Annotated in this window: 27 protein-coding genes and 2 tRNA genes; 21 read left to right on the top strand and 8 right to left on the bottom strand. The window is 62.7% G+C overall.

Going from position 1 to position 23,234, the window contains the following annotated elements:
* Positions 1-13: 13 nt before the first annotated feature.
* The 4 genes from L6D75_RS12895 (at position 14) to L6D75_RS12880 (ending at position 2,873) form a co-directional block, all read left to right on the top strand.
* Positions 14-1,489, top strand: a complete 1,476-nt coding sequence (locus tag L6D75_RS12895) for a TolC family protein (protein WP_176514257.1) — start codon at positions 14-16, stop codon at positions 1,487-1,489.
* Positions 1,490-1,567: 78 nt separating this feature from the next.
* Positions 1,568-1,644, top strand: a tRNA-Val gene (locus L6D75_RS12890).
* Positions 1,645-1,787: 143 nt separating this feature from the next.
* Positions 1,788-2,360 (top strand): SPOR domain-containing protein, encoded by a 573-nt coding sequence (locus tag L6D75_RS12885; protein ID WP_176514259.1) that lies wholly within the window; start codon positions 1,788-1,790, stop codon positions 2,358-2,360.
* Between the two features lie 87 nt (positions 2,361-2,447).
* Complete coding sequence (locus L6D75_RS12880) at positions 2,448-2,873, top strand: GTP pyrophosphokinase (protein WP_176514261.1); 426 nt, start codon at positions 2,448-2,450, stop codon at positions 2,871-2,873.
* 17 nt (positions 2,874-2,890) lie between these two features.
* Here L6D75_RS12880 and L6D75_RS12875 read toward each other — a convergent pair whose 3' ends face one another.
* The 3 genes from L6D75_RS12875 to L6D75_RS12865 all read right to left on the bottom strand — a co-directional run bounded on the left by L6D75_RS12875 (position 2,891) and on the right by L6D75_RS12865 (position 5,031).
* The gene (locus tag L6D75_RS12875) at positions 2,891-3,583 is read right to left on the bottom strand and encodes an endonuclease (RefSeq protein ID WP_176514263.1); all 693 of its coding nucleotides are present in this window, start codon (positions 3,581-3,583) and stop codon (positions 2,891-2,893) included.
* A gap of 6 nt (positions 3,584-3,589) precedes the next feature.
* The gene (locus tag L6D75_RS12870; RefSeq protein WP_176514264.1) at positions 3,590-3,832 is read right to left on the bottom strand and encodes a DUF1654 domain-containing protein; all 243 of its coding nucleotides are present in this window, start codon (positions 3,830-3,832) and stop codon (positions 3,590-3,592) included.
* Between the two features lie 110 nt (positions 3,833-3,942).
* A complete protein-coding gene (locus L6D75_RS12865; RefSeq protein WP_176514267.1) occupies positions 3,943-5,031 on the bottom strand; it encodes an asparaginase in 1,089 nt (362 codons plus the stop codon).
* A gap of 323 nt (positions 5,032-5,354) precedes the next feature.
* On the opposite strand from L6D75_RS12865, the gene L6D75_RS12860 reads away from it, so the two are divergent.
* From L6D75_RS12860 to L6D75_RS12830, 7 genes are all read left to right on the top strand, one after another.
* Complete coding sequence (locus L6D75_RS12860; RefSeq protein WP_176514269.1) at positions 5,355-6,311, top strand: sugar ABC transporter substrate-binding protein; 957 nt, start codon at positions 5,355-5,357, stop codon at positions 6,309-6,311.
* Between the two features lie 18 nt (positions 6,312-6,329).
* Positions 6,330-7,883 carry a sugar ABC transporter ATP-binding protein gene (locus tag L6D75_RS12855; RefSeq protein WP_176514271.1) on the top strand — a complete coding sequence of 518 codons (1,554 nt, stop codon included), beginning with the start codon at positions 6,330-6,332 and terminating at the stop codon, positions 7,881-7,883.
* Positions 7,880-8,875 (top strand): ABC transporter permease, encoded by a 996-nt coding sequence (locus L6D75_RS12850; protein WP_176514273.1) that lies wholly within the window; start codon positions 7,880-7,882, stop codon positions 8,873-8,875. The genes L6D75_RS12855 and L6D75_RS12850 overlap by 4 nt, the downstream gene beginning before the upstream one ends.
* Positions 8,876-8,881: 6 nt before the next feature.
* Entirely contained in the window at positions 8,882-9,904 is a 1,023-nt protein-coding gene (locus L6D75_RS12845) for a LacI family DNA-binding transcriptional regulator (protein ID WP_176514275.1), read from the top strand.
* 9 nt (positions 9,905-9,913) lie between these two features.
* Positions 9,914-10,822: a ribokinase gene (gene rbsK, locus L6D75_RS12840; RefSeq protein ID WP_176514277.1), complete on the top strand. Its 909-nt coding sequence runs from the start codon at positions 9,914-9,916 to the stop codon at positions 10,820-10,822.
* The gene (gene rbsD, locus L6D75_RS12835; RefSeq protein ID WP_176514279.1) at positions 10,819-11,217 is read left to right on the top strand and encodes a D-ribose pyranase; all 399 of its coding nucleotides are present in this window, start codon (positions 10,819-10,821) and stop codon (positions 11,215-11,217) included. The genes rbsK and rbsD overlap by 4 nt, the downstream gene beginning before the upstream one ends.
* An 81-nt stretch (positions 11,218-11,298) precedes the next feature.
* Positions 11,299-12,306: a nucleoside hydrolase gene (locus L6D75_RS12830; RefSeq protein ID WP_176514282.1), complete on the top strand. Its 1,008-nt coding sequence runs from the start codon at positions 11,299-11,301 to the stop codon at positions 12,304-12,306.
* Here the strand turns inward: L6D75_RS12830 and L6D75_RS12825 are convergent.
* Positions 12,278-12,490, bottom strand: a complete 213-nt coding sequence (locus tag L6D75_RS12825; RefSeq protein ID WP_103446789.1) for a hypothetical protein — start codon at positions 12,488-12,490, stop codon at positions 12,278-12,280. The two genes, L6D75_RS12830 and L6D75_RS12825, sit on opposite strands and share 29 nt — an antisense overlap.
* 297 nt (positions 12,491-12,787) lie before the next feature.
* On the opposite strand from L6D75_RS12825, the gene L6D75_RS12820 reads away from it, so the two are divergent.
* Positions 12,788-13,108: an I78 family peptidase inhibitor gene (locus L6D75_RS12820; RefSeq protein WP_176514284.1), complete on the top strand. Its 321-nt coding sequence runs from the start codon at positions 12,788-12,790 to the stop codon at positions 13,106-13,108.
* A 57-nt stretch (positions 13,109-13,165) separates the two neighbouring features.
* On the opposite strand, the gene L6D75_RS12815 is transcribed toward L6D75_RS12820, so the two are convergent.
* Both L6D75_RS12815 and L6D75_RS12810 read right to left on the bottom strand, forming a co-directional pair.
* Positions 13,166-13,378 carry a cold-shock protein gene (locus tag L6D75_RS12815; RefSeq protein ID WP_159411216.1) on the bottom strand — a complete coding sequence of 71 codons (213 nt, stop codon included), beginning with the start codon at positions 13,376-13,378 and terminating at the stop codon, positions 13,166-13,168.
* A gap of 162 nt (positions 13,379-13,540) precedes the next feature.
* A complete protein-coding gene (locus tag L6D75_RS12810; protein ID WP_176514286.1) occupies positions 13,541-13,843 on the bottom strand; it encodes a hypothetical protein in 303 nt (100 codons plus the stop codon).
* Positions 13,844-14,171: 328 nt separating this feature from the next.
* Between L6D75_RS12810 and thrS the strand changes: the two genes are divergently transcribed.
* The 9 genes from thrS (at position 14,172) to L6D75_RS12765 (ending at position 21,658) form a co-directional block, all read left to right on the top strand.
* Positions 14,172-16,094, top strand: coding sequence for a threonine--tRNA ligase (gene thrS, locus L6D75_RS12805; RefSeq protein WP_176514288.1), 1,923 nt, complete (start codon positions 14,172-14,174; stop codon positions 16,092-16,094).
* Positions 16,094-16,645 (top strand): translation initiation factor IF-3, encoded by a 552-nt coding sequence (gene infC / locus L6D75_RS12800; protein WP_012052879.1) that lies wholly within the window; start codon positions 16,094-16,096, stop codon positions 16,643-16,645. Before thrS ends, infC begins: the two co-directional genes overlap by 1 nt.
* 60 nt (positions 16,646-16,705) lie before the next feature.
* Positions 16,706-16,900, top strand: coding sequence for a 50S ribosomal protein L35 (gene rpmI, locus L6D75_RS12795; protein WP_008100408.1), 195 nt, complete (start codon positions 16,706-16,708; stop codon positions 16,898-16,900).
* Between the two features lie 28 nt (positions 16,901-16,928).
* Positions 16,929-17,285 (top strand): 50S ribosomal protein L20, encoded by a 357-nt coding sequence (rplT, locus tag L6D75_RS12790; RefSeq protein ID WP_003250671.1) that lies wholly within the window; start codon positions 16,929-16,931, stop codon positions 17,283-17,285.
* Positions 17,286-17,395: 110 nt separating this feature from the next.
* Positions 17,396-18,412 (top strand): phenylalanine--tRNA ligase subunit alpha, encoded by a 1,017-nt coding sequence (pheS, locus tag L6D75_RS12785; protein ID WP_176514290.1) that lies wholly within the window; start codon positions 17,396-17,398, stop codon positions 18,410-18,412.
* 33 nt (positions 18,413-18,445) lie between these two features.
* The gene (gene pheT / locus L6D75_RS12780; RefSeq protein ID WP_176514292.1) at positions 18,446-20,827 is read left to right on the top strand and encodes a phenylalanine--tRNA ligase subunit beta; all 2,382 of its coding nucleotides are present in this window, start codon (positions 18,446-18,448) and stop codon (positions 20,825-20,827) included.
* Positions 20,828-20,831: 4 nt separating this feature from the next.
* A complete protein-coding gene (gene ihfA, locus L6D75_RS12775) occupies positions 20,832-21,134 on the top strand; it encodes an integration host factor subunit alpha (protein ID WP_003250679.1) in 303 nt (100 codons plus the stop codon).
* Entirely contained in the window at positions 21,115-21,471 is a 357-nt protein-coding gene (locus tag L6D75_RS12770; protein WP_008100384.1) for a MerR family transcriptional regulator, read from the top strand. The genes ihfA and L6D75_RS12770 overlap by 20 nt, the downstream gene beginning before the upstream one ends.
* A 110-nt stretch (positions 21,472-21,581) precedes the next feature.
* Positions 21,582-21,658 (top strand) — tRNA-Pro (locus L6D75_RS12765).
* A gap of 82 nt (positions 21,659-21,740) precedes the next feature.
* On the opposite strand, the gene L6D75_RS12760 is transcribed toward L6D75_RS12765, so the two are convergent.
* Positions 21,741-22,889, bottom strand: a complete 1,149-nt coding sequence (locus L6D75_RS12760) for a tyrosine-type recombinase/integrase (RefSeq protein ID WP_236193570.1) — start codon at positions 22,887-22,889, stop codon at positions 21,741-21,743.
* Positions 22,790-23,206, bottom strand: a complete 417-nt coding sequence (locus L6D75_RS12755) for a hypothetical protein (protein WP_236193561.1) — start codon at positions 23,204-23,206, stop codon at positions 22,790-22,792. The genes L6D75_RS12760 and L6D75_RS12755 overlap by 100 nt, the downstream gene beginning before the upstream one ends.
* Positions 23,207-23,234: the final 28 nt, after the last annotated feature.

The raw sequence follows: 23,234 nt of genomic DNA, 5'->3' as shown, positions 1-23,234 counted from the left end.
GGGCGGCGCAAGGATGAAGAAAAGCCAGAAACTGTTCGGTGCCAGCTTGCTGGCGCTGGCCATCAGCGGTTGTGCTGTCACCAGCCAGCCCATCGACCGCAGCGCCAGCGAGCAACGCGCCCGCACCGACCTGGCCAGCATGTTCAAGGACCAGGAACCGCTCAACGGCCCATTGACCCTGCACCAGGCCATGGCCCGTGCGGTGAAGTACAACCTCGAGGCGCGCCTGAAGGTGATGGAGGAGGCCCTGTCCAAGCGGCAGGTGGAGCTGGCGCAGTTCGACATGCTGCCGCGCATGGCCGTGGAAGCCGGCTATGCCGGGCGTGACAACGTCAGCGCCTCCAGCAGCCAGAGCGTGCGCACCGGTACCCAGTCCCTGGAACCGTCGACCTCCCAGGACCGCGACCGCGATGTGGCCGACCTGACCATGGTGTGGAACGTGCTGGACTTCGGTGTCAGCTATGTCAGCGCCAAGCAGCAGGCCGACCAACGCCTGATTCTTGAAGAGCGCAAGCGCAAGGTCATCCATACCATCACCCAGGATGTGCGCTCTGCCTATTGGCGGGCGGTGGCGGCGCAGCGCTTGCTGACCCGCATCGACAACCTCATGGTGCGCATCCACCAGGCCCGCGACAACAGCCAGCGCATGGCCACCGAGCGGGTCGGCGACCCGGTGCAGTCACTGAGCTACCAGCGTGCGCTGATCGAGGCCACGCGCCAGCTGGAAGAGCAGCGCCGCGCGCTGTCGCTGGCCAAGACCGAACTGGCGGCGTTGATCAACCTGCCGCTGAACACCGACTTCAACCTGGCCCCGGAGGAGGGCTATGTGGTGCCCGAATTCAAGGGCAACCTCGCCGAGCTCGAACAGCAGGCCCTGGCCAGCCGGCCCGAACTGCGCGAGCAGGACTACCAGGCGCGCATCAGCGCGGCAGAAACCCGCAAGGCCATGCTGCGGCTGTTGCCGGGGCTGGAGTTTTCTGCTGGCGGGCACTACGACAGCAACTCGTTCCTGGTCAACCAGAGCTGGGCCGACTATGGCGTGAAGGTGACCTGGAACCTGTTCAACGTGCTGTCCGGGCCTGCGGCGATCAAGGTGGCCGAGGCGGGCGAAGAAGTGGCGGCGGCCCGTCGCCAGGCGATGTCGATGGCGGTGCTGGCCCAGCTGTACGTGGCCAACGCCAACTACAACGAGGCGGTGCGCCAGTTCCGTACCAGTGAAGAGCTGGCCGAACTCGACGGGCAGATCGCCGAGCAGCTGCGCAACCGCTACCAGACCCAGAACATTGGCGAGTTGGAGCTGATCCAGGGCGAGCTGAACAACCTGCAGACGCAGCTCAAGCGCGACCTGTCCTACGCCGAGGTACGCAACGCTTACGCGCAGTTGTATGTGAGCGCCGGCACCGACCTGCTACCGGACAGCTTGCCAGACCGCAACCTGCAGACCATTGCCTCGGCCTTGCAGGCCAGCGAGGCCAACTGGAACCGTTGAGGCCGCAAAGTTTTTGATTTTTTTGAAAAAAACGCTTTACAGGTAAGGGCTTGGTGTCTAATATGCGCCCCACACGACAGGCACATAGCTCAGTTGGTTAGAGCACCACCTTGACATGGTGGGGGTCGTTGGTTCGAGTCCAATTGTGCCTACCAAACATCAGAAGGGGCGATCCGCAAGGGTCGCCCTTTTTGCATGCGCGCGAAAAAAGCTCTGTTGCAAGGTGTAACGTATGGTCGCGGTCCGGGTCAGGGGTCGCCATGCTAGAATCCGCGCCTTCGAATCTGGAGGTACACGCGTGCGCAAACTGGCAGTGGTAATGGCAGTGCTGGCCCTGGCGGGCTGTGAAAACGAGGTGGAAGGCGTGCACAAGCAGGTCGCCGAGCACCTGAACAACCCCAAGACCGCCAAGTTCGGCAACGTGCGAATCGACACCAAAGGCACCATCTGCGGCCAGGTGCGCGGCAAGGACGATGCCGGGCAGTACGAAGCCTACCGCAGCTACGTAGCCATCAAGGGTGCCGATGGCCAGTACCAGATCATCGTCGACGACACCGGCAACAACCTGCGCATCCGCGAGATGTGCGGCGGCGCCGACCTGCAGCGCCGCGCCGAAGCCCTGGCCGACCAGCCGGCACCAGAAGGCTGGGACGTGGAAGTGATCCAGGGCGCGAACATGGGCGCACTGAGCGACATGACCGCGCGCCTGATCGAGAAGGGCATCCCGTCTTCGGTCGAATACCGTGAAGGCAAGCCGGTGGTGCTGATGGGGCCGTTCCCGAGCCGCGAAGAGGCCGAGGCGCGCAAGGCCGAGGTCATGGCCAAGCTCGGCACCGACTCGGTGGTGATCCAGCACGGCGCCCAACGCTGACGCCAAAAGCTCGGCGCAGGCGCCCTGTCATCTGCCTTCCAGGCCGGCTATGCTTGCCTTGGGAGATGGCTGAACGGGGAGGGGCTCATGTCTACACTGGAGCGGGCCATCGTTGTGGCCGCCAGAGCGCATGAAGGGCAATACGACAAGGGTGGGGCGGCGTATATCCTCCACCCCTTGCGGGTGATGATGCGGGTGTCCACGCCCGAGCAACGCATCGTCGCCGTGCTGCACGATGTCATCGAAGACACTTCGCTTACACTGTCCGACCTTGCGCGCGAGGGCTTCGCGCTGAAGATTCTCGCTGCCTTGCTGGCCCTGAGCCGGCGCCAGGGCGAGAGCTACGAGGATTTCGTGGTGCGCCTGGGCGTCGACCCGCTGGCCCGCACCGTGAAGCTGGCAGACCTTGCAGACAACAGCGACCTCTCGCGCATCGCCTGCCCCGGCCCTGCCGACCTGGCGCGCCTGGCCCGCTACCGCGAAGCCAGCGCCTACCTGCAGACACTGCCCTGAACTCATCGCCCTGAACCTCAGCCGCAGGCCTTGAGGTTCACCGGCCCGACAAAGTCGTTGCCGCGGCCCATCACGCAGGCCACCTGCTGGTTGCGCTGGCGTTCCCAGGCTTGTGGCGGGTAGGTCTTGTTCCAGGCCTCGAACAGTTGCCGGTCCTGTTTCGACAAGCGCAGGTTGTACTGCTTGCTCATGTAGAAATAGGTGCGCGCGATCATGCCGCGGATCGAGGGGCGCGGCATGACCTTCTTGGCCTTGAAGTCGACCTGGGTCAGGCAGAGGCCATACTGGCCCTGCTGCTGAGGCAGCCAGCCGAAACTGAAATTGCTACGGTCGCCGTTGACCTCGCCGATGCTCGGCACCAGGTTGTGCAGGTCGGCTTCGGCACGCTTGTAGACTTCGTCGCGGCGCGAGCAAAGCTTGCGCCCGCCTTCTTGCCAGCATTGGCGCTGATGGCCGATCTGCCAGGCCGGCACGATGTGTTCCCATTCGATGCGCGAGGCGCGCTGGGCATTCTTGCGCGGTGCATAGCCGCAGGAGGCCAGGTCGACCTTGTTGCCCTTGTACTTGCAGCCGCAGTAAAACTCCGTCGATTGCGGCGCGTACAGCTTCCAGGCGACCTTCTTGGCCTCCTGGAAGGTGCGCGGTGCATCGGCATGGGCAAACGGGGTGGCAAGCAACAGGCAGGTCGCGGCGAAAAGCGAAACTCTCATGCGCGATCAGTCTTCCTTCGGCACCGTCCAGAAAATCTGCACGCCGCCATCGTCGCGGTGGGCGAGGGTGACGTTGTCGTTTTCGGCGATTTCCTCGAGCAAGGTTTCCCAATCGTCCGGCGACTCGTGGTCCAGGCGGAAGATCAGGGCGGCGCGGCTGCGTTGGGCGATGGGGCTGTTGATGATCTTCTGGATGCGCACACCCAGTTGTTCATAGCTGCTCGGCGTTGCGGAGGCGGTACTGGCCACGGGGCTTTTCCTTGTTTTTGCTGTATGCGCATACAGTATTTCACTGTAGTCTTTTTCGCAACAGCCTGTCAGGTGAAAAGCCCCGCGGCACTGGGGTGCTGCTTGCGTTATCAGTATTCCCAGAAGATGCGCTGCAGCTCCTTGCTGTCCTGGGTCTTGGTCATTGCCACCATCGCCAGGATGCGGGCCTTCTGCGGGTTCAGGTCGTGGGCCACGACCCAGTCGTTCTTGTCGTCGGGCTGCTCGGCGTTACGCAGCACGAAACCGCCCTGGTTGACGTGGGACGAACGAATGATCTGCACGCCGTTCTTGCGCAGCTCCTGCAGGGCTGGCACCACCCGCGACGACACCGAGCCATTGCCGGTGCCGGCATGGATCAGCGCCTTGGCGCCGTTCTGTGCCAGGGCCTTGTAGGCCGTGTCGGTGACGTTGCCATAGCTGTAGGCGATGTCCACCTGGGGCAGGCTGCTGATCTGCTTGATGTCGAACTCGGAGTTGACCGTGTGGCGCTTGGCCGGCAGGCGGAACCAGTACGACTTGCCTTCCACCACCATGCCCAGCGGGCCCCAGGCGCTCTTGAAGGCTTCGGTCTTGATGTTGATCGACTTGCTCACGTCACGCCCGGACTGGATCTCGTCGTTCATGGTCACCAGCACGCCCTTGCCGCGCGAGTCCTTGTTGCTGGCCACGGCCACGGCGTTGTACAGGTTCAGCATGCCGTCGGCGGACATGGCGGTGCCGGGGCGCATGGAACCGACCACGACGATCGGCTTGTCGGTCTTTTCCACGAGGTTCAGGAAGTAGGCGGTTTCTTCCAGGGTATCGGTGCCGTGGGTGATGACGATGCCATCGACGTCATTGCTGTCGGCCAGCTCGGCCACGCGCTTGCCCAGCTTGAGCAGGTCGTCGTTGGTGATGCTTTCGGAGGCGATCTGCATCACCTGCTCGCCGCGCACATTGGCCAGGTCGGCCAGTTCCGGCACGCCGGCAATCAGCTTGTCGACGCCAACCTTGGCAGCCTGGTAGGTGGCGCTGTTGGCCGCGCTGGCGCCAGCGCCGGCGATGGTGCCGCCGGTGGCGAGGATCACCACGTTGGCCAGCTTCTGCTGGTTCTCGACTTCCTTGGCCAAGGCCATGGACGGCAGGATCAGCAGCAGCGCAAGGGCGCTGGGGGCAAAGGTTTTAAGTGCAGCGTTCATGGTTATTGTTCTCTCTCTTCCTAATGAGATTTTTTGTTGTGACGCAGCGCCTGCCACGCAGTTTTCGTACCACCCGCGCGTAATCGGCCGCAAGCGCCGTCATAACAAGGCTCCGGCGAGGCCGGCAGATGCCCGTTCGTTCGGAACCCCGAACAAGAATAGGAAAACCTGTTCGGTTTTCCGTAAAATCCCCGATAATCTGCGCCAGAGCGGCGAAACCCCGAAAGCGAAACGGATTTGACAAAAGGGCAACCTGTTTCCATAGTTAGTTAACGCAAACGTTTGCGACCCGATAAAAATCACAAGATCCGGAGTCATTTCCCATGAAGCTGCCGTTCCCTGGTCGTCTGCTGGCGCTCGCCGTCATGTCTTCCCTGTCCCTGGCCATGCCGTTTTCCGCTGCCCACGCCGAAGACAAGCCCAAGGTCGCGCTGGTGATGAAGTCCCTGGCCAACGAGTTCTTCCGCACCATGGAAGATGGCGCCAAGGACTACCAGAAAGCCCATGCCGATGACTTCGAGCTGGTGGCCAACGGCATCAAGGACGAAACCGATACCGGCAACCAGATCCGCATCGTCGAGCAGATGATCGCCACCGGCGCCAAGGCCATCATCCTTGCCCCGGCCGACTCCAAGGCGCTGGTGCCGGTGGTGAAGAAAGCCATGGACGCCGGCATCACCGTGGTCAACATCGACAACCGCCTCGACCCCGACGTGCTCAAGAGCAAGCAGATCAGCGTGCCCTTCGTCGGCCCCGACAACCGCAAGGGCGCGCGCATGGTCGGCGACTACCTGGCCAAGGAAAAGCTCAAGGCCGGTGACCAGGTCGGCATCATCGAAGGCGTGTCGACCACCACCAACGCCCAGCAGCGCACAGCGGGCTTCAAGGACGCCATGGACGCCGCAGGGATGAAGATCGTCTCGACCCAGTCCGGCAACTGGGAAATCGACAAGGGCAACGCGGTTGCCGCCTCCATGCTCAACGAATACCCCGACCTCAAGGCCCTGCTGGCCGGCAACGACAGCATGGCCCTGGGCGCTGTGTCGGCCGTGCGCGCCGCTGGCAAGACCGGCCAGGTGCAAGTGGTGGGCTACGACAACATCAACGCCATCAAGCCGATGCTCAAGGATGGCCGCGTGCTCGCCACCCTCGACCAGGCGGCCAGCCAGCAAGCGGTGTTCGGCATCCAGGCGGCGCTGAAAATGCTCAAGGGAGAAAAACCGGACGTGGATGCCGACAACGTCATCCAGACCCCGGTCACGCTGATCACCCAGCCTTGACGCCCAGGAGAGATGGCCATGCCTGCAACGGCCGATGAAGGGGTGCTGATCGCCACCGGCCTGGGCAAGAGCTATGCCCAGCCGGTGCTCGGCGACGTCAGCCTGGCCCTGCGCGCGGGCGAGGTACTGGCCCTGACCGGCGAGAACGGCGCGGGCAAGAGCACCCTGTCCAAACTCATCAGCGGCCTCGAGACGCCCACCACCGGCCACATGCGCTACCGCGGCCAGGCTTACGCCCCGGCCAGCCGCAGCGATGCCGAGCGCCTCGGGGTGCGCATGGTGATGCAGGAGCTGAACCTGCTGCCGACCCTGACCGTGGCCGAGAACCTGTTCCTCGACAACCTGCCCAGCCGCTTCGGCTGGATCAGCCACAAGCGCCTGCGCCAGCTGGCCAAGGCCGCCATGGCCCAGGTCGGCCTGGACGCCATCGACCCGGATACCCCGGTCGGCGAGTTGGGCATCGGCCACCAGCAGATGGTCGAGATCGCCCGCAACCTGATCGGCGACTGCCATGTGCTGATCTTCGACGAGCCCACGGCCATGCTCACCGCCCGCGAGGTGGAGCTGCTGTTCGTGCAGATCGAACGCCTGCGCCAGCGTGGCGTGGCCATCGTCTACATCTCCCATCGCCTCGAAGAATTGCAGCGCGTGGCCCAGCGCATCGTGGTGCTGCGCGACGGCAAGCTGGTGTGCGACGAGCCGATCCAGCGCTACAGCAGCAGCGAGCTGGTCAACCTGATGGTCGGCCGCGAGCTGGGCGAGCACATCGACCTGGGCCGGCGCACCCTTGGCGCGCCGCTGCTCAAGGTCGAGCACCTGTGCCGTGGCGACAAGGTGCGTGATGTGTCGCTGCAGGTCAGGGCAGGGGAGATCTTCGGCATCTCCGGGTTGATCGGTGCCGGGCGCACCGAACTGCTGCGGCTGATCTTCGGCGCCGACCGCGCCGACAGCGGCAGCATTGCCCTGGGCCAGCCGCTCAGGGAGGTGACCATCGACTCGCCCAAGGCCGCGGTCAAGGCCGGCATCGCCCTGATCACCGAGGACCGCAAGGGCGAAGGCTTGCTGCTGTCACAGTCGATCAGCGCCAACATCGCCCTGGGCAACCTTGGCGCCGTGTCCCGCGCCGGGGTGCTCGACGGCGATGCCGAACGGGCGCTGGCCGATCGGCAGATCGCCGCCATGCGCATTCGCAGTGCCGGCGCCGCGCAGGCCGTTGGCGAGCTGTCGGGCGGCAACCAGCAAAAGGTGGTGATCGGCCGCTGGCTGGAGCGCGATTGCCAGGTGCTGCTGTTCGACGAGCCGACCCGCGGCATTGACGTGGGCGCCAAGTTCGACATCTATGGCCTGCTGGCGGAACTGGCGCGCCAGGGCAAGGCGCTGGTGGTGGTGTCCAGCGACCTGCGCGAGCTGATGCTGATCTGCGACCGCATCGCCGTGCTCTCTGCCGGGCGCCTGATCGACACCTTCGAGCGCGACCATTGGAGCCAGGACCAGATTCTTGCCGCCGCCTTCGCCGGCTACCAGAAACGTGACGCCCTGCTGCACGACGCAGCACCCAGGATGGATGCATGAAAACCACACCTCTCGATACCTCCGGCAGCACCCCCGCACGCCGCAGCGGCACGTACCTGGGCCTTGGCACCTACCTGGGCCTGGCCGGCGCCTTGCTGGCGATGATCGTGCTGTTCTCGTTGCTCAGCAGCCACTTCTGGTCCTATGCCACCTTCAGCACCCTGGCCAACCAGATCCCCGACCTGATGGTGCTGGCCGTGGGCATGACCTTCGTGCTGATCATCGGCGGCATCGACCTCTCGGTCGGCTCGGTACTTGCCCTGGCAGCGTCCACGGTGAGCGTGGCGATCCTCGGCTGGGGCTGGGGCGTGCTGCCGGCGGCTTTGCTCGGCATGGCTGCGGCAGCCCTGGCCGGCAGCGTCACCGGCGCGGTCACCGTGGCCTGGCGCATCCCGTCGTTCATCGTCTCCCTCGGCGTGCTGGAGATGGCCCGGGGCCTGGCCTACCAGTTCACCGACTCGCGCACCGCCTACATCGGCGATGCCTATGCCTGGTTCTCCAACCCGATTGCCTTCGGTATCTCGCCGGCCTTCATCATTGCCTTGCTGGTGATCATCCTGGCCCAGCTGGTGCTGACCCGCACCGTGTTCGGCCGCTACCTGATCGGCATCGGCACCAACGAAGAAGCCGTGCGGCTGGCCGGCATCGACCCGCGCCCCTACAAGGTACTGGTGTTCGCCCTGATGGGCCTGCTGGCCGGCCTGGCTGCGCTGTTCCAGATTTCCCGGCTGGAGGCCGCCGACCCCAATGCCGGCGCCGGCCTCGAATTGCAGGTGATCGCCGCGGTGGTCATCGGCGGCACCAGCCTGATGGGCGGGCGCGGCTCGGTCATCAGCACCTTCTTCGGCGTGCTCATCATCTCCGTGCTGGCCGCAGGCCTTGCGCAGATCGGCGCGTCGGAACCCACCAAACGCATCATCACCGGGGCGGTCATCGTCATCGCCGTGGTGCTCGACACTTATCGCAGCCGGCGTTCGAACCGGCGGAACTGAAAAAACATGGCAACCATCAAAGACGTCGCTGCACTTGCGGGTATTTCCTACACCACCGTGTCACATGTGCTGAACAAGACCCGGCCTGTCAGCGAGCAGGTACGGCTCAAGGTCGAAGCGGCCATCGCCGAGCTCGACTACGTACCCAGCGCCGTGGCGCGCTCGCTCAAGGCGCGCAGCACGGCCACCATTGGCCTGCTGGTGCCCAACAGCGTCAACCCCTATTTTGCCGAGCTGGCGCGGGGCATTGAGGATGCCTGCGAGCGCAACGGCTACTGCGTGATCCTGTGCAACTCCGACGACAACCCGCAAAAGCAGCGCAGCTACCTGCGCGTGCTGCTGGAAAAACGCATCGACGGGCTGGTGGTGGCGTCGGTGGGCGAAGACAGCGACCTGCTGCAAAGCCTGGCCTGCGTGCGCACGCCAATGGTCATCGTCGACCGTGAGCTGGAAGGGGTGGAGGCGGACCTTGTGCGCATCGACCATGAACATGGCGCCTATCTTGCGACTTGCCACCTGCTGGAGCTGGGCCATCGCGACATCGCCTATATCGGCGGCCCGGCCGAAACCGGCGTCAGCCAGTTACGCCTGGCGGGCTTTCGGCGTGCGCTGGCCGAGGCGAAGGTCGAGGTGCCAAGCGCCAATGTGCTGCACTGCGACTTCACCAGCCCCGGCGGCCACGCGGCTGCCGCGCAATTGCTCGAGGGCCGGCGCCCCACGGCGATTTTTGCCGGCAACGACATGATCGGCTTCGGGGTGCTGCGGGCGGCGGCCGAGCGCAATATCAGCGTGCCGGGCGAGCTGTCGGTGATCGGCTTCGACGACATCGAGCTGAGCCGCTACGTGTACCCGCCGCTGACCACGGTCGGCCAGTCGATACGCGAGCTGGGCGAAAACGCAGCGGCTCTGTTGCTGTCGCGCATCGCCACACCGCGCCGCGAGGGTGCCGAGCAGCGCATCGTCGCCCCGCGCATTGTGCTGCGCGAGTCCACCGGGCCGCGCCCGGATCTGTTCAATGATTACCGCTAAGGAATCGTCATGAGTGCCAAGGTGCTGGTGGTCGGTAGCCTCAACATGGACCTGGTCGCGCGCGCCGAACGGCTGCCTCGGCCAGGTGAAACATTGGCGGGCGAAAGCTTCTTTACCGTGCCCGGTGGCAAGGGCGCCAACCAGGCGGTGGCGGTGGCGCGCCTGGGTGGCAGTGTGGCCATGGTCGGCAACGTGGGTGATGACGCCTATGGGTTGCAGCTGCGCCAGGCGCTGGAAGTGGAGGGCATCGATTGCCAGGCGGTGGGCGTGTGCCAGGGTGTGTCCAGCGGCGTGGCGCTGATTACCGTGGATGCCGCCAGCCAGAACTGCATCGTCATCATCCCCGGTGGCAATGGCTTGCTGACGCCCGAGGCGGTGCAGCGCTTCGAGGGGCTGCTGCAGGCTGCCGAGGTGGTCGTCTGCCAGCTTGAGGTGCCTGTCGCCACCGTGGCCTGGGTGCTGGTCAGGGGGCGTGAGCTGGGCAAGCGGGTGATTCTGAACCCGGCGCCGGTCACCGGCCCGTTGCCAGCCGAGTGGTTCGCCAACATCGATTACCTGATCCCCAACGAGCACGAGGCCGAGGCGTTGACCGGCGAGCCGGTGCGCGACCTGGACAGTGCCCGGCGCGCCGCCGAGCGGCTGTTGCAGATGGGGGCGGGCAAGGTGATTGTCACCCTGGGCGCACAAGGGGCGCTGTTCGTCGGCCCCGAGGGCAGCCGGCATTTCCCGGCGCCGCAGGTCAAGCCGCTGGATACCACGGCGGCCGGCGATACCTTCGTCGGCGGTTTTGCCGCGGCGCTGGTGCAGGGCAAGGAGGAGGGCGAGGCGATCGCCTTCGGCCAGCGCGCCGCTGCGCTGTCTGTGACCCGTGCTGGCGCGCAGCCTTCGATACCTTATCTGGCGGAGCTGACCCCATGAAAAAGACCGCGCTGCTCAACGTGGCCTTGTCGCGCACCATTGCCGGCATGGGCCATGGCGACATCCTGGTGATCGGCGATGCCGGGCTGCCGGTGCAGCCGGGTGTCGAGCTGATCGACCTGGCGTTGACGGCGGGCGTGCCGGACTTTGCCAGCGTGTTGCGGGCGGTGCTCAGCGAGCTGCAGGTGGAGCGGCATGTGCTGGCAGAAGAGATGCAGAAGGTGGTGCCGCCAGCGCTGGTCGAGATCGAGCGCTTGAAAGGTAAGCTCGGCAAGCGCGAGTGGCTGAGCCACGACGAATTCAAGGTGCTGTCGCGCAGTGCCCGTGCGGTGGTGCGTACCGGGGAGTGTCAGCCCTACAGCAACATTGCGCTGGTCTCTGGCGTCACCTTTTAGAAGCGAGGGCTGCGCCCTCGATCGCCGGCAAGCCGGCTCCCACAGGGGCTTGCTTCACCCTCAAGGCAACAGGAGTGCCCCATGCTCAAACCCCTGCTACAAGGACTGACCCTCATGGCCGCGGCCGCTACCACTACTCTCCAGGCCGCCCCTCGCGAGCTGATCATCGACACCGACCCTGGCGCCGACGACGTGGTCGCGCTGTTCCTTGCCATGGCGTCCCCTGAAGCGCTGGACATCCGCGCCATCACCACCGTGGCGGGCAATGTGCGCCTCGACAAGACCTCGCGCAACGCCCGCCTGGCCCGTGAATGGGCAGGCCGCGAAGACATCCCGATCTACGCCGGGGCAGGGCGCCCGCTGGTGCGCACGCCCATTTATGCCGCCGAAGTGCACGGTGAGGAAGGCCTGACCGGCGTCCAGGTGCATGAGCCCAAGCAGCCGCTGGCCCAAGGCAGCGCCGTGCAATACCTGGTCGACACCCTGGGCGCCGCCAAGCCCCAGAGCATCACTTTGGCCATGCTCGGCCCGCAAACCAACCTGGCCCTGGCGCTCATCCAGAAGCCGGAAATCGCCAAAGGCATCAAGGAAGTGATCGTGATGGGCGGCGCCCACTTCAACGGCGGCAACATCACCCCGGTGGCGGAATTCAACCTGTTCGCCGACCCGCATGCCGCCGAGGTGGTGCTGGCCAGTGGCGTGCCGCTGACCTACCTGCCGCTGGATGTCACCCACAAGATGCTGACCAGCGACGCACGCCTGAAGCAGATTGGCGCGGTGAACAACCACGCCAGCCAGTTGGTGGTGGACATTCTCAATGCCTACGTCAAGCACGACATGGACCTCTACGGCCTGCCCGGCGGCCCGGTGCATGACGCCAGCGTCATCGCCTACCTGCTCAAGCCCGAGCTGTTCAGCGGCCGGCGCATCCACATGAGCGTCGACAGCCGCGAAGGCCCGACCTTCGGCCAGACCGTCGCCGACTGGTACGGCGTGCTCAAGCAGCCGGCCAACGTGATGTGGGTAGCAGAAGGTGATGCCCAGGGCTTCTTCGACCTGCTCAGCGAGCGCCTGGCTCGATTGCAATAGCCGTGTGCGGTGCGTAGCGCTCGAACACCTGGTCGATGAAGCTGCGCGCCGCCTCGCCACCGCGGTCGCGCACCAGCAGGTCGATGGCGATCAGCAGCAGCTCTTCGGGCGTGCTGGGGCTGTAGGCGCTCTGGCCCTCGGCCCATTTGACCTTGATGTCGGCGTCGATGCTATGGCTGCTCATGAAAGGCTCTCACTGGGGGCCCAGGGCGGAGGGGCGAACACCTGACCCTGGTGTTCGAAGAAGGCATTGTGCCTTCACTTCTTAAAGTAAATCATGACATTGCGTCAATGGCTTTGCGCTTCCCAGCTTAAAAAGCTTAGCGCCTTGAGCCAAGCAGCGTGTGAGCAACGCCGCAAAATTCGGTGACGATTGCCTTTCGCCCAACGTGGCGAGTTCAGGCAGACTTGGGCGTTTTGCAACGAATGGCTGGTGGCGCTGTCCCATCAGGCAGTTCCCAGATCTGATTTAGGAGGATTCATGTTCCGAACCCGCGCTTCCCTGGCAACCTTGCTGGTGGCTGCCGTGCTGGCTGGTTGCAGCACTGGCGGTAACTCTGGTGGTGGCAAGGAGCCTGCTGCGCCCGCCGGCAACGACGGCCGTTGCGAGGCCAGTGGTGCCGACTTCGCCATCGGCAAGCAAGGCAGTGCCGAGCTGCTCGATCAGGCGCGCAAGGCCAGTGGCTCGCAGATGGCGCGTATCCTCAAGCCGCATGATGTCGTGACCCTGGAATACCGCTCCGAGCGTTTGAACCTGAATGTGAACGAGCAGGGCGTGGTAACCCGCGTCAACTGCGGCTGATTATTCAGCAGGCATAAAAAACCCGCCACGAAGGCGGGTTTTTTTACAGCTTCCGAATTACTCCGGACGAACCTGTGCAGCCTGCATGCCCTTCTGGCCGCGCTCGGCGACGAAGGAAACAGCCTGGCCTTCTTTCAGGCTCTTGAAGCCGTCGGATTCGATGGCCTTGAAGTGTACGAACAGGTCGTCGCCGCCGCCTGCTGGGGTGATGAAGCCGTAGCCTTTCTCATCATTGAACCATTTGACGGTGCCGTTTTGGCGATTGGACATGGGGTGAATCTCCAGAGCATTTGATTTTTTCGATGGTGCAATGTGGCCGAGGCTACGGAGCACGGACAACATCATAGTCTAATTCTGCGGATGTGGCGCCTTTTACCTTCGCAGGATATTGATCCAGGCCAAATGATGCGTGCCTGACACCCTGCGAACCGGTCATTTCGGCTTGCAGGCGGCCTGTACCACGGTCTGTGCCTTCTGCATCAGCTTGGCATCGACGCCGTCGGTGCTGTTCAAATCCTTGATTTCAGCGTCAGTGAAGTTCTTCTTGATCGCTTGTGCGCCGCACGCGCAATGTTTGTCGGCGGATGCCGCGTCAAGGCCTTGGCCCTGGGCAACTTGTTTGCATTGCGACATGTAACCGGCCTCTTGGCCGGCAGGGAAGTTGCCAGCAGTCGCGGCCAGGGGTATCAACAGAGCGCCAGCAGCCGCTAGCGCTAGAAGAGACGGTACTCGCATAACCACACACTCCTTGGGTTAAGGTCTCATCAAGAGTAGGTTGCTTCCCAAAGTCTGATAGGAAATTTTCCGCGTTAGTTCACCGTGGCGGTGTAATTTCCAAATATTTCTGCCGGCTGCGCAACCTGCGTGCTAGCATGCTCGGCTTGCAGCTATCCAGTTGCAGCTATCTTTTTACCTTCCAGTCACTCAGGTCCCCCTGGCAAGCCGAAAGGCTTCTGCCACTGTGAGGCAGGCTTCCCCCAAGGGAAGGCAGGTCGGATCTTGTACTGGCTCATCCCAACCCACGTGACCTTTGGTAGGGGTCACCACTAGGAGAGGAGGCGCCATGCCCGTTATTACTCTTCCCGATGGCAGCCAACGCGCGTTCGATCACGCCGTTTCCGTAGCCGACGTTGCCGCGTCGATCGGCGCAGGCCTGGCTAAAGCCACCCTGGCCGGCAAAGTCGATGGCAAGCTGGTCGATGCCTGCGACCTGATCACCCACGATGCCAAGCTGCAGATCATCACCCCTAAAGATGAAGAGGGACTGGAGATCATCCGTCACTCGTGCGCCCACCTGATCGGCCACGCGGTGAAGCAGCTGTACCCGACCGCCAAGATGGTCATCGGCCCGGTCATCGACGAAGGCTTCTACTACGACATCGCCTACGAGCGCCCCTTCACCCCTGAAGATCTGGCCGCCATCGAAAAGCGCATGCAGCAGCTGATCGAGAAGGACTACGACGTCGTCAAGAAGATGACCCCGCGCGCCGAAGTCATCGACGTGTTCAAGACCCGTGGCGAAGACTACAAGCTGCGCCTGGTCGAGGACATGCCCGACGAGCAGGCCATGGGCCTGTACTACCACGAAGAATACGTCGACATGTGCCGTGGCCCGCACGTGCCGAACACCCGCTTCCTCAAGGCATTCAAGCTGACCAAGCTGTCTGGCGCCTACTGGCGCGGCGATGCCAAGAACGAGCAGCTGCAACGTGTGTACGGCACCGCCTGGGCTGACAAGAAGCAGCTGGCGGCCTACATCCAGCGCATCGAAGAAGCCGAAAAACGCGACCACCGCAAGATCGGCAAGCAGCTCGACCTCTTCCACCTGCAGGAAGAAGCCCCGGGCATGGTGTTCTGGCACGCCAACGGCTGGACCGTCTACCAGGTACTCGAGCAGTACATGCGCAAGATCCAGCGCGAAAACGGCTACCAGGAAATCAAGACCCCGCAAGTTGTCGACCGCATCCTCTGGGAGCGCTCCGGCCACTGGTCCAACTACGCCGAAAACATGTTCACCACTTCGTCGGAAAGCCGTGATTTCGCGGTTAAACCGATGAACTGCCCGTGCCACGTGCAGGTGTTCAACCAAGGCCTGAAGAGCTACCGCGACCTGCCGCTGCGCCTGGCCGAGTTCGGTGCCTGCCACCGTAACGAGCCGTCCGGCGCCCTGCACGGCATCATGCGCGTGCGTGGCTTCGTGCAGGACGACGCGCACATCTTCTGCACCGAAGATCAGGTGAAGAAGGAAGCCGCCGACTTCATCAAGCTGACCCTGGACGTGTACAACGACTTCGGCTTCACCGACGTGGCCATGAAGCTGTCCACCCGTCCGGCCAAGCGTGTCGGTTCCGAAGAGCTGTGGGACCGTGCCGAAGGTGCACTGGCCGACGCCCTGAACGAATCGGGCCTGGAGTGGGAATACCAGCCGGGCGAGGGTGCCTTCTACGGCCCGAAGATCGAGTTCACCCTGCGCGACTGCCTCGGCCGTAACTGGCAGTGCGGTACCCTGCAGTACGACCCGAACCTGCCAGAGCGCCTGGACGCCAGCTACATCGCCGAAGACAACGCGCGCAAGCGCCCGGTGATGCTGCACCGCGCCATCCTCGGCTCGTTCGAACGCTTCATCGGCATGCTCATCGAGCACTATGCCGGCGTGTTCCCGGCGTGGCTGGCACCGACCCAGGCGGTGATCATGAACATCACCGACAAACAGGCCGATTTCGCCCTCGAGGTTGAGAAATCTCTGAACGGTAGCGGTTTCCGTGCCAAGTCGGACTTGAGAAATGAGAAGATCGGCTTTAAAATCCGCGAGCATACTTTGCTCAAGGTCCCGTACCTTTTGGTTATAGGGGATCGCGAAGTCGAAACGCAAACCGTCGCTGTGCGTACTCGCGAAGGCGCAGACCTGGGCTCCATGCCCGTCGCCCAATTCGCTGAGCTGCTGACACAAGCGGTTTCCCGGCGTGGTCGCCAAGAATCGGAGTAATGACTATTAAGCGTGAAATGAGAAACGATAAGCGTGCTGTACCGAAGGCCCCGATCAACGAGAATATCTCGGCCCGCGAGGTTCGGTTAATTGGCGCAGACGGCGAGCAGGTTGGCATCGTCTCGATTGATGAAGCGCTGCGTATCGCTGATGAAGCGAAGCTGGATCTGGTAGAAATCTCTGCAGACGCGGTACCGCCGGTCTGCAAGGTCATGGACTACGGCAAGCACCTCTTCGAGAAGAAGAAGCAGGCTAACGAAGCCAAGAAAAACCAGAAGCAGATCCAGATCAAAGAAATCAAGTTTCGTCCAGGGACGGAGGATGGGGATTACCAGGTAAAACTACGCAACCTGGTACGTTTCCTTACCGATGGGGACAAGGCCAAGATCTCTCTGAGATTCCGTGGCCGTGAGATGGCCCACCAGGAGCTGGGCATGGAGCTGTTGAAGCGGGTCGAAGCCGACCTCGCCGAATACGGCACCGTTGAGCAGCATCCGAAGATGGAAGGACGCCAGCTTATGATGGTCATCGCCCCCAAGAAAAAGAAGTAATCTCCCGGGCACGGCAGGCCTGATGATTATGTGTAATTTTATCGAATGCGGAGTTCCAACATGCCAAAAATGAAAACCAAGAGCGGTGCTGCGAAGCGCTTCCTGAAGACAGCTTCGGGCTTCAAGCACAAGCACGCTTTCAAGAGCCACATCCTGACCAAAATGTCGACCAAGCGTAAGCGTCAACTGCGTGGTAGCAGCCTGCTGCACCCGTCCGACGTCGCGAAAGTCGCGCGCATGCTGCGCGTTCGTTAATTCTGGTCAAAGATAGAGGAAGTTACTCATGGCTCGTGTAAAGCGCGGCGTTATCGCTCGTAAGCGTCACAAAAAAATTCTGAAACTGGCTAAAGGTTACTACGGTGCACGCTCGCGCGTATTCCGCGTAGCCAAGCAGGCAGTCATCAAGGCAGGCCAATACGCCTACCGCGACCGTCGCCAGAAGAAGCGTCAGTTCCGCGCACTGTGGATCGCTCGTATCAACGCCGGTGCCCGCACCAACGGTCTGTCGTACAGCCGTCTGATTGCTGGCCTGAAAAAGGCGTCGATCGAAATCGACCGTAAGGTTCTGGCTGACCTGGCAGTGAACGAAAAAGCGGCGTTTGCTGCAATTGTCGAGAAAGCTAAAGCCGTTCTGGCTTAAGTACCCACGACAATCATCCGGCGGCGCGTTGCGCCGTCGGGTGTAAAACGTCATCGATAGGGGAAGAGCCTTCAAAGCTCTTCCCCTATTTTCGTATCTGGAGTCTGTACATGGAAAACCTGGATGCGCTGGTCTCCCAAGCCCTAGAAGCTGTGGAGCGCGCTGAAGACATCAATGCCCTGGAACAGATCCGGGTTCAGTATCTCGGCAAGAAGGGCGAACTGACCCAGGTGATGAAGACCCTGGGCAACCTGCCAGCCGAAGAGCGGCCGAAAGTCGGCGCGCTGATCAACGACGCCAAAGAGCGCGTTACCGAGGTGCTCAACGCACGCAAGGCAGGCTTCGAAGAGGCCGAGCTCAGCGCTCGCCTGGCCGCCGAATGCATTGATGTGACCCTGCCAGGTCGTGGCCAGGCCACCGGTGGCTTGCACCCGATCACCCGTACACTCGAGCGCATCGAGCAGTTCTTCACCCACATCGGCTACGGCATCGCCGAAGGCCCAGAGGTGGAAGACGACTACCACAACTTCGAAGCGCTCAACATCCCCGGCCACCACCCGGCCCGGGCGATGCACGACACCTTCTATTTCAATGCCAACATGCTGCTGCGCACCCACACCTCGCCGGTGCAGGTGCGGACCATGGAGTCCACCCAGCCGCCAATCCGCATTGTCTGCCCGGGCCGCGTCTACCGCTGCGACTCGGATATCACCCACTCGCCGATGTTCCACCAGGTCGAAGGCCTGCTGATCGATCGCGACATCAACTTCGCCGACCTCAAGGGCACCATCGAAGAGTTCCTGCGGGTGTTCTTCGAGAAAGAACTGGCCGTGCGCTTCCGCCCGTCGTTCTTCCCGTTCACCGAGCCGTCCGCCGAAGTCGACATCCAGTGCGTGATGTGTTCCGGCAAAGGCTGCCGCGTGTGCAAGCAGACCGGCTGGCTGGAAGTGATGGGCTGCGGCATGGTGCACCCGAACGTGCTGCGCATGTCCGGCATCGACCCTGAAGAATTCCAGGGCTTCGCCTTCGGCATGGGCGCCGAGCGCTTGGCCATGCTGCGCTATGGCGTCAACGATTTGCGTCTGTTCTTCGACAACGACCTGCGCTTCCTCGCGCAATTCCGCTAGGTCAATGCCCGACGCAACTTTCAGGAGAACAGCATGAAATTCAGTGAACAGTGGCTGCGCGGTTGGGTAAACCCGCAAGTCTCCCGTGATGAACTGGTCGCCCGCCTGTCCATGGCCGGCCTTGAAGTCGACAGCGTGACCCCCGCTGCCGGCCAGTTCAGCGGCATCGTCGTGGGCGAGATCCTCGCCACCGAACAACACCCCGACGCCGACAAACTGCGCGTGTGCCAGGTCAGCAACGGCCAGGAAACCTTCCAGGTCGTGTGCGGCGCGCCAAACGCACGCCCCGGCATCAAGATCCCGTTCGCCATGATCGGCGCCGAACTGCCAGGCGACTTCAAGATCAAGAAGGCCAAGCTGCGCGGCGTCGAGTCCTTCGGCATGCTGTGCTCGGCCGCCGAGCTGCAGATCAGCGAAGAGAACGACGGCCTGCTGGAACTGGCTGCCGACGCCCCGGTGGGCCAGGACATTCGCCAGTACCTGAACCTGGACGACGCCAGCATCGAGATCGGCCTCACCCCGAACCGCGGTGACTGCCTGTCCCTGGCGGGCCTGGCCCGTGATGTCAGCGCCCTGTACAACGTCCCGGTCACCCGCCCCGTGGTGCCAGCCGTAGCGGCTGCCCACGACGAAGTGCGCCCGGTCGAAGTGACTGCCCCGGCGGCCTGCCCACGCTACCTGGGCCGTGTGATCCGCAACGTCGACCTGTCCAAGCCGACCCCGCTGTGGATGGTCGAGCGCCTGCGCCGCAGCGACGTGCGCAGCATCGACGCCGCCGTCGACATCACCAACTACGTGATGCTCGAGCTCGGCCAGCCGATGCACGCCTTCGACCTCGCCGAAATCAACGGCGGCATCCGCGTGCGCATGGCCGAAGAGGGCGAGAAGCTCGTCCTGCTCGACGGCCAGGAAGTCTCCCTGCGCGCCGACACCCTGGTCATCGCCGACCACACCCGCGCCCTGGCCATTGCCGGCGTGATGGGGGGCGAGCACAGCGGCGTCAACACCGAGAAAACCCGCGATCTGTTCCTGGAAAGCGCCTTCTTCGAGCCGATTTCCGTCGCTGGCAAGGCCCGTTCCTACGGCCTGCACACCGATGCCTCGCATCGCTACGAGCGCGGCGTCGACTCGCAACTGGCCCGCGAAGCCATGGAGCGCGCCACCGCCCTGGTGCTGGAGATCGTCGGCGGTGAAGCCGGCCCGATCGTCGAAGCCGTCAGCCAGCAGCACCTGCCGCAAGTCGCCCCGGTAACCCTGCGCGCCGAACGCATCACCCAGATGCTCGGCATGGAGCTGGACGCCGCCCAGGTCGAGCAGATGCTCAACGCACTGGAACTGACCACCACTGCCAACGGGGCAGGGCAGTGGACCGTCAACGTCCCGAGCCACCGCTTCGACATCAGCCTGGAAGTCGACCTGATCGAAGAGCTGGCGCGCCTGTACGGCTACAACAACCTGCCGGTTCGTTACCCGCAAGCCCGCCTGGCCCCGCAAGCCCGCCCGGAAACCCGCGGCGAGCTGCCGAACCTGCGCCGCCTGCTGGTTGCCCGCGGCTACCAGGAAGCCATTACCTACAGCTTCATCGACCCGAAACTGTTCGAGCTGTTCACCCCAGGCGTCGAGCCGCTGCTGCTGGCCAACCCGATCTCCAGCGACATGGCCGCCATGCGTGCGTCCCTGTGGCCAGGCCTGGTCAAGGCGCTGCAGCACAACCTCAACCGCCAGCAAGACCGTGTGCGCCTGTTCGAAAGCGGCCTGCGCTTCGTCGGCCAGCTGGGTGACCTCAAGCAGCAACCGATGATCGCTGGCGTCGTCACCGGCAGCCGCCTGCCGGAAGGTTGGGCGAATGGCCGCGACAGCATCGACTTCTTCGACGTCAAGGCTGACGTGGAAGCCCTGCTGGGTTACTCCGGCGCCCTGAGCGACTTCACCTTCGTCGCCGGCAAGCACCACGCCCTGCACCCAGGCCAGACCGCCCGCATCGAGCGCGATGGCAAGGAAGTCGGCTACATCGGCGCCCTGCATCCAGAGCTTGCCAAAGCCCTGGACCTGGACCGCCCGGTGTTCGTCTTCGAGTTGGTATTGGGTGACGTGGTCGAAGGCCGCCTGCCGAAGTTCAGCGAGCTCTCCAAGTTCCCGGAAACCCGTCGCGACCTGGCTTTGATCGCAGGACGTGATGTGGCTTCGAGTTCGGTGCTTGAAGTAATTCGTGACAATGCAGGCGAATGGCTTACAGACCTCAGGCTGTTTGACGTCTACCAGGGTAAAGGCATTGATCCTGATAGAAAAAGCCTGGCCGTCGGCTTGACCTGGCAGCATCCATCGCGCACTCTTAACGACGATGAGGTGAATATTACCCTGCAAAACATCCTCACCTCGCTCGAACAAAGGTTGAACACCACGTTAAGGAAATAACGGCATGGGTGCTCTGACGAAAGCTGAGATGGCCGAAAGGCTGTACGAGGAGCTGGGGCTTAACAAGCGTGAGGCCAAGGAGCTGGTCGAGCTGTTTTTTGAAGAAATTCGGCACGCACTTGAAGAGAACGAGCAGGTCAAGTTGTCCGGTTTCGGCAACTTCGACCTTCGCGACAAACGCCAGCGGCCGGGCCGCAACCCCAAGACAGGGGAAGAAATCCCGATTACCGCACGGCGCGTCGTCACCTTTCGTCCAGGGCAGAAGTTGAAGGCCCGGGTTGAGGCCTATGCTGGAACCAAGCCATAACGACGAACTGCCCCCCATACCGGGCAAACGCTACTTCACCATTGGTGAAGTGAGCGAATTGTGTGCCGTAAAGCCACACGTGCTGCGGTATTGGGAGCAGGAGTTCCCTCAGCTCAACCCCGTGAAGCGGCGGGGCAATCGGCGGTATTACCAGCGCCAAGACGTGCTGATGATCCGCCAGATTCGCGCGCTGCTTTATGATCAGGGGTTCACCATTGGCGGGGCGCGGTTGCGGCTCTCCAGTGATGAGGTGAAGGATGAGTCCAGCCAGTACAAGCAGCTGATTCGGCAGATGATTGTCGAGTTGGAAGATGTACTGGTGGTGTTGAAGAAGTGACCTGTTGATGATGAGTGGAAATTTTTGAAAAAAAGCTTTCATTTATCAGGAGGTTAGGGTACATTCTTCAACGTTCTCGGCAAGATTGAGAACATGCTTCAAAGCCCAGTCGGGGCGTAGCGCAGCCCGGTAGCGCACTTGCATGGGGTGCAAGGGGTCGAGTGTTCGAATCACTCCGTCCCGACCATATATTTCAGCGACTTAGCCACCTTCGGGTGGCTTTGTTGTTTCTGGGCATAGTGACTTTTCGAGTGACTTCGCCTTTTTCCTCATCCGATTCTCCTCTTCAAGATCGTCAGTACCGGCCCGCGCGAGTCGGTGGCCGATACCTTGTTTGCCGCCTCAATCATCTGACCGATCTCCGCTCCGGAGTAATGACTGGTCACGCTTCCGCTCTTGTGGCCAAGTAGCGACTTCCGATCTTCCAAACTCACAGCTGCTGCTTTCAGTCTTCGTCCGAATGTATGCTTCAGGTCGTGAACCCTGATGGAAGCGAACCCAGGGTGTGCCGGCCGCAAGTGTTGCTCCTGCCAGAGCTTTGCCGCACGCACCCGCGCTTTCTTCCAGGCTGAGTCGTTCATCCGATGCATCGCGGTGCCGTTGTATGGAAAAACCCACTCACGGCTGATGCCGCGCTGTGCCTCGATGATCGACTTGGCCACGCTGTTCAGCACTACCAGGCGTTCCTCCCGATTCTTGACCCCGGAGTTCTCATGCCTGCCGCCAAATTCGGCAGGTATCAGAAACACGCTGGCATCCAGCTCCGGGACGAAGATCTCCCAGTCCCACCTCAGCTTGCACACCTCCTGCTCGCGGCAGCCGGTGTTCACCTTGAACAGGGCCATTCGCTGCAGATGGTCGGGCAGCTCCCCAAATAGAATCGACTGCTCTTCCCAGGACATGGGATAGGGCTGTCGACTCGACTTCTTCTCGTCCAGTTTGGTGAGCAGCGGAACGCTGTCGAGCCAGGGGCGGCGCTCTTCATCCCGCCACTTCCGGCAAGCCAGCTGGAGGACGCGAATCACTCGCTCAATCGCGATGTTGACTGTCCTGTTGCTGACTCCCTTCTTCACCTTCCCGTCCGGCATTACCGAATCAGCCTTCCGATCTCGCACGTAGGCGGCCAGGGCCTCGTCATCAATGTGCGTCAATGGAAGGTGGCCGATGTACTCGACCACCTGCTCCAAATAGAGCGCGGTGAGCCTGATGGATGGCTGCTCCTTGTTCTCGACCAGGTACTTCGCCGCGGCCGTGGCAAATGTCTTGATCTCGCGAACGCCGTAAACCTTGCGCTGCCGCATCTTCTCCAGCAGGTGGATCAGGTACTGCTCGGCTTCCTGCCGATCACAAGTGCCAGTGCTTTCTTGAATTCGTTCTCCCCTGTAGACCTTGTCGATTTTCCAGATGCCGCTGGGCATTTTCTGGAGCCCTGTGATTGCCTTTTTGGCCATGGAGTCTCCTTGGATTCCCCGGCCTTGCTTACGCTGCGGGGTCGATTGTTGTCCTGATTGCTCGCCTTTTCAACGGCCATGGCCTCGATGTAGGCGTCTGCCCAGGCATCCAGCTCCAGGCGGTCGAAGCCGATACCCTGTTTCCCGATCGGGAACTCACGGACATGCGGCCTGACGGTGTTCTTGAATTCGTCCTTGCACATGCCGAGGTAGCCGGGCGCGTCCTTCGCGCGCAGGAACCTCGGCTGCAGGGCCGGCTGCACGGCAGCGGTGGCATTTGCCATGTTGGTCTCCACGCCGCCGGTGGCGGCA

Origin of the sequence: Pseudomonas faucium, from assembly GCF_021602585.1 — a bacterium.
In the GTDB taxonomy this organism is placed as follows: domain Bacteria; phylum Pseudomonadota; class Gammaproteobacteria; order Pseudomonadales; family Pseudomonadaceae; genus Aquipseudomonas; species Aquipseudomonas faucium.
Note: the sequence above shows the minus strand (reverse complement) of the source record. Positions and strands in the feature narration are given on the sequence as shown.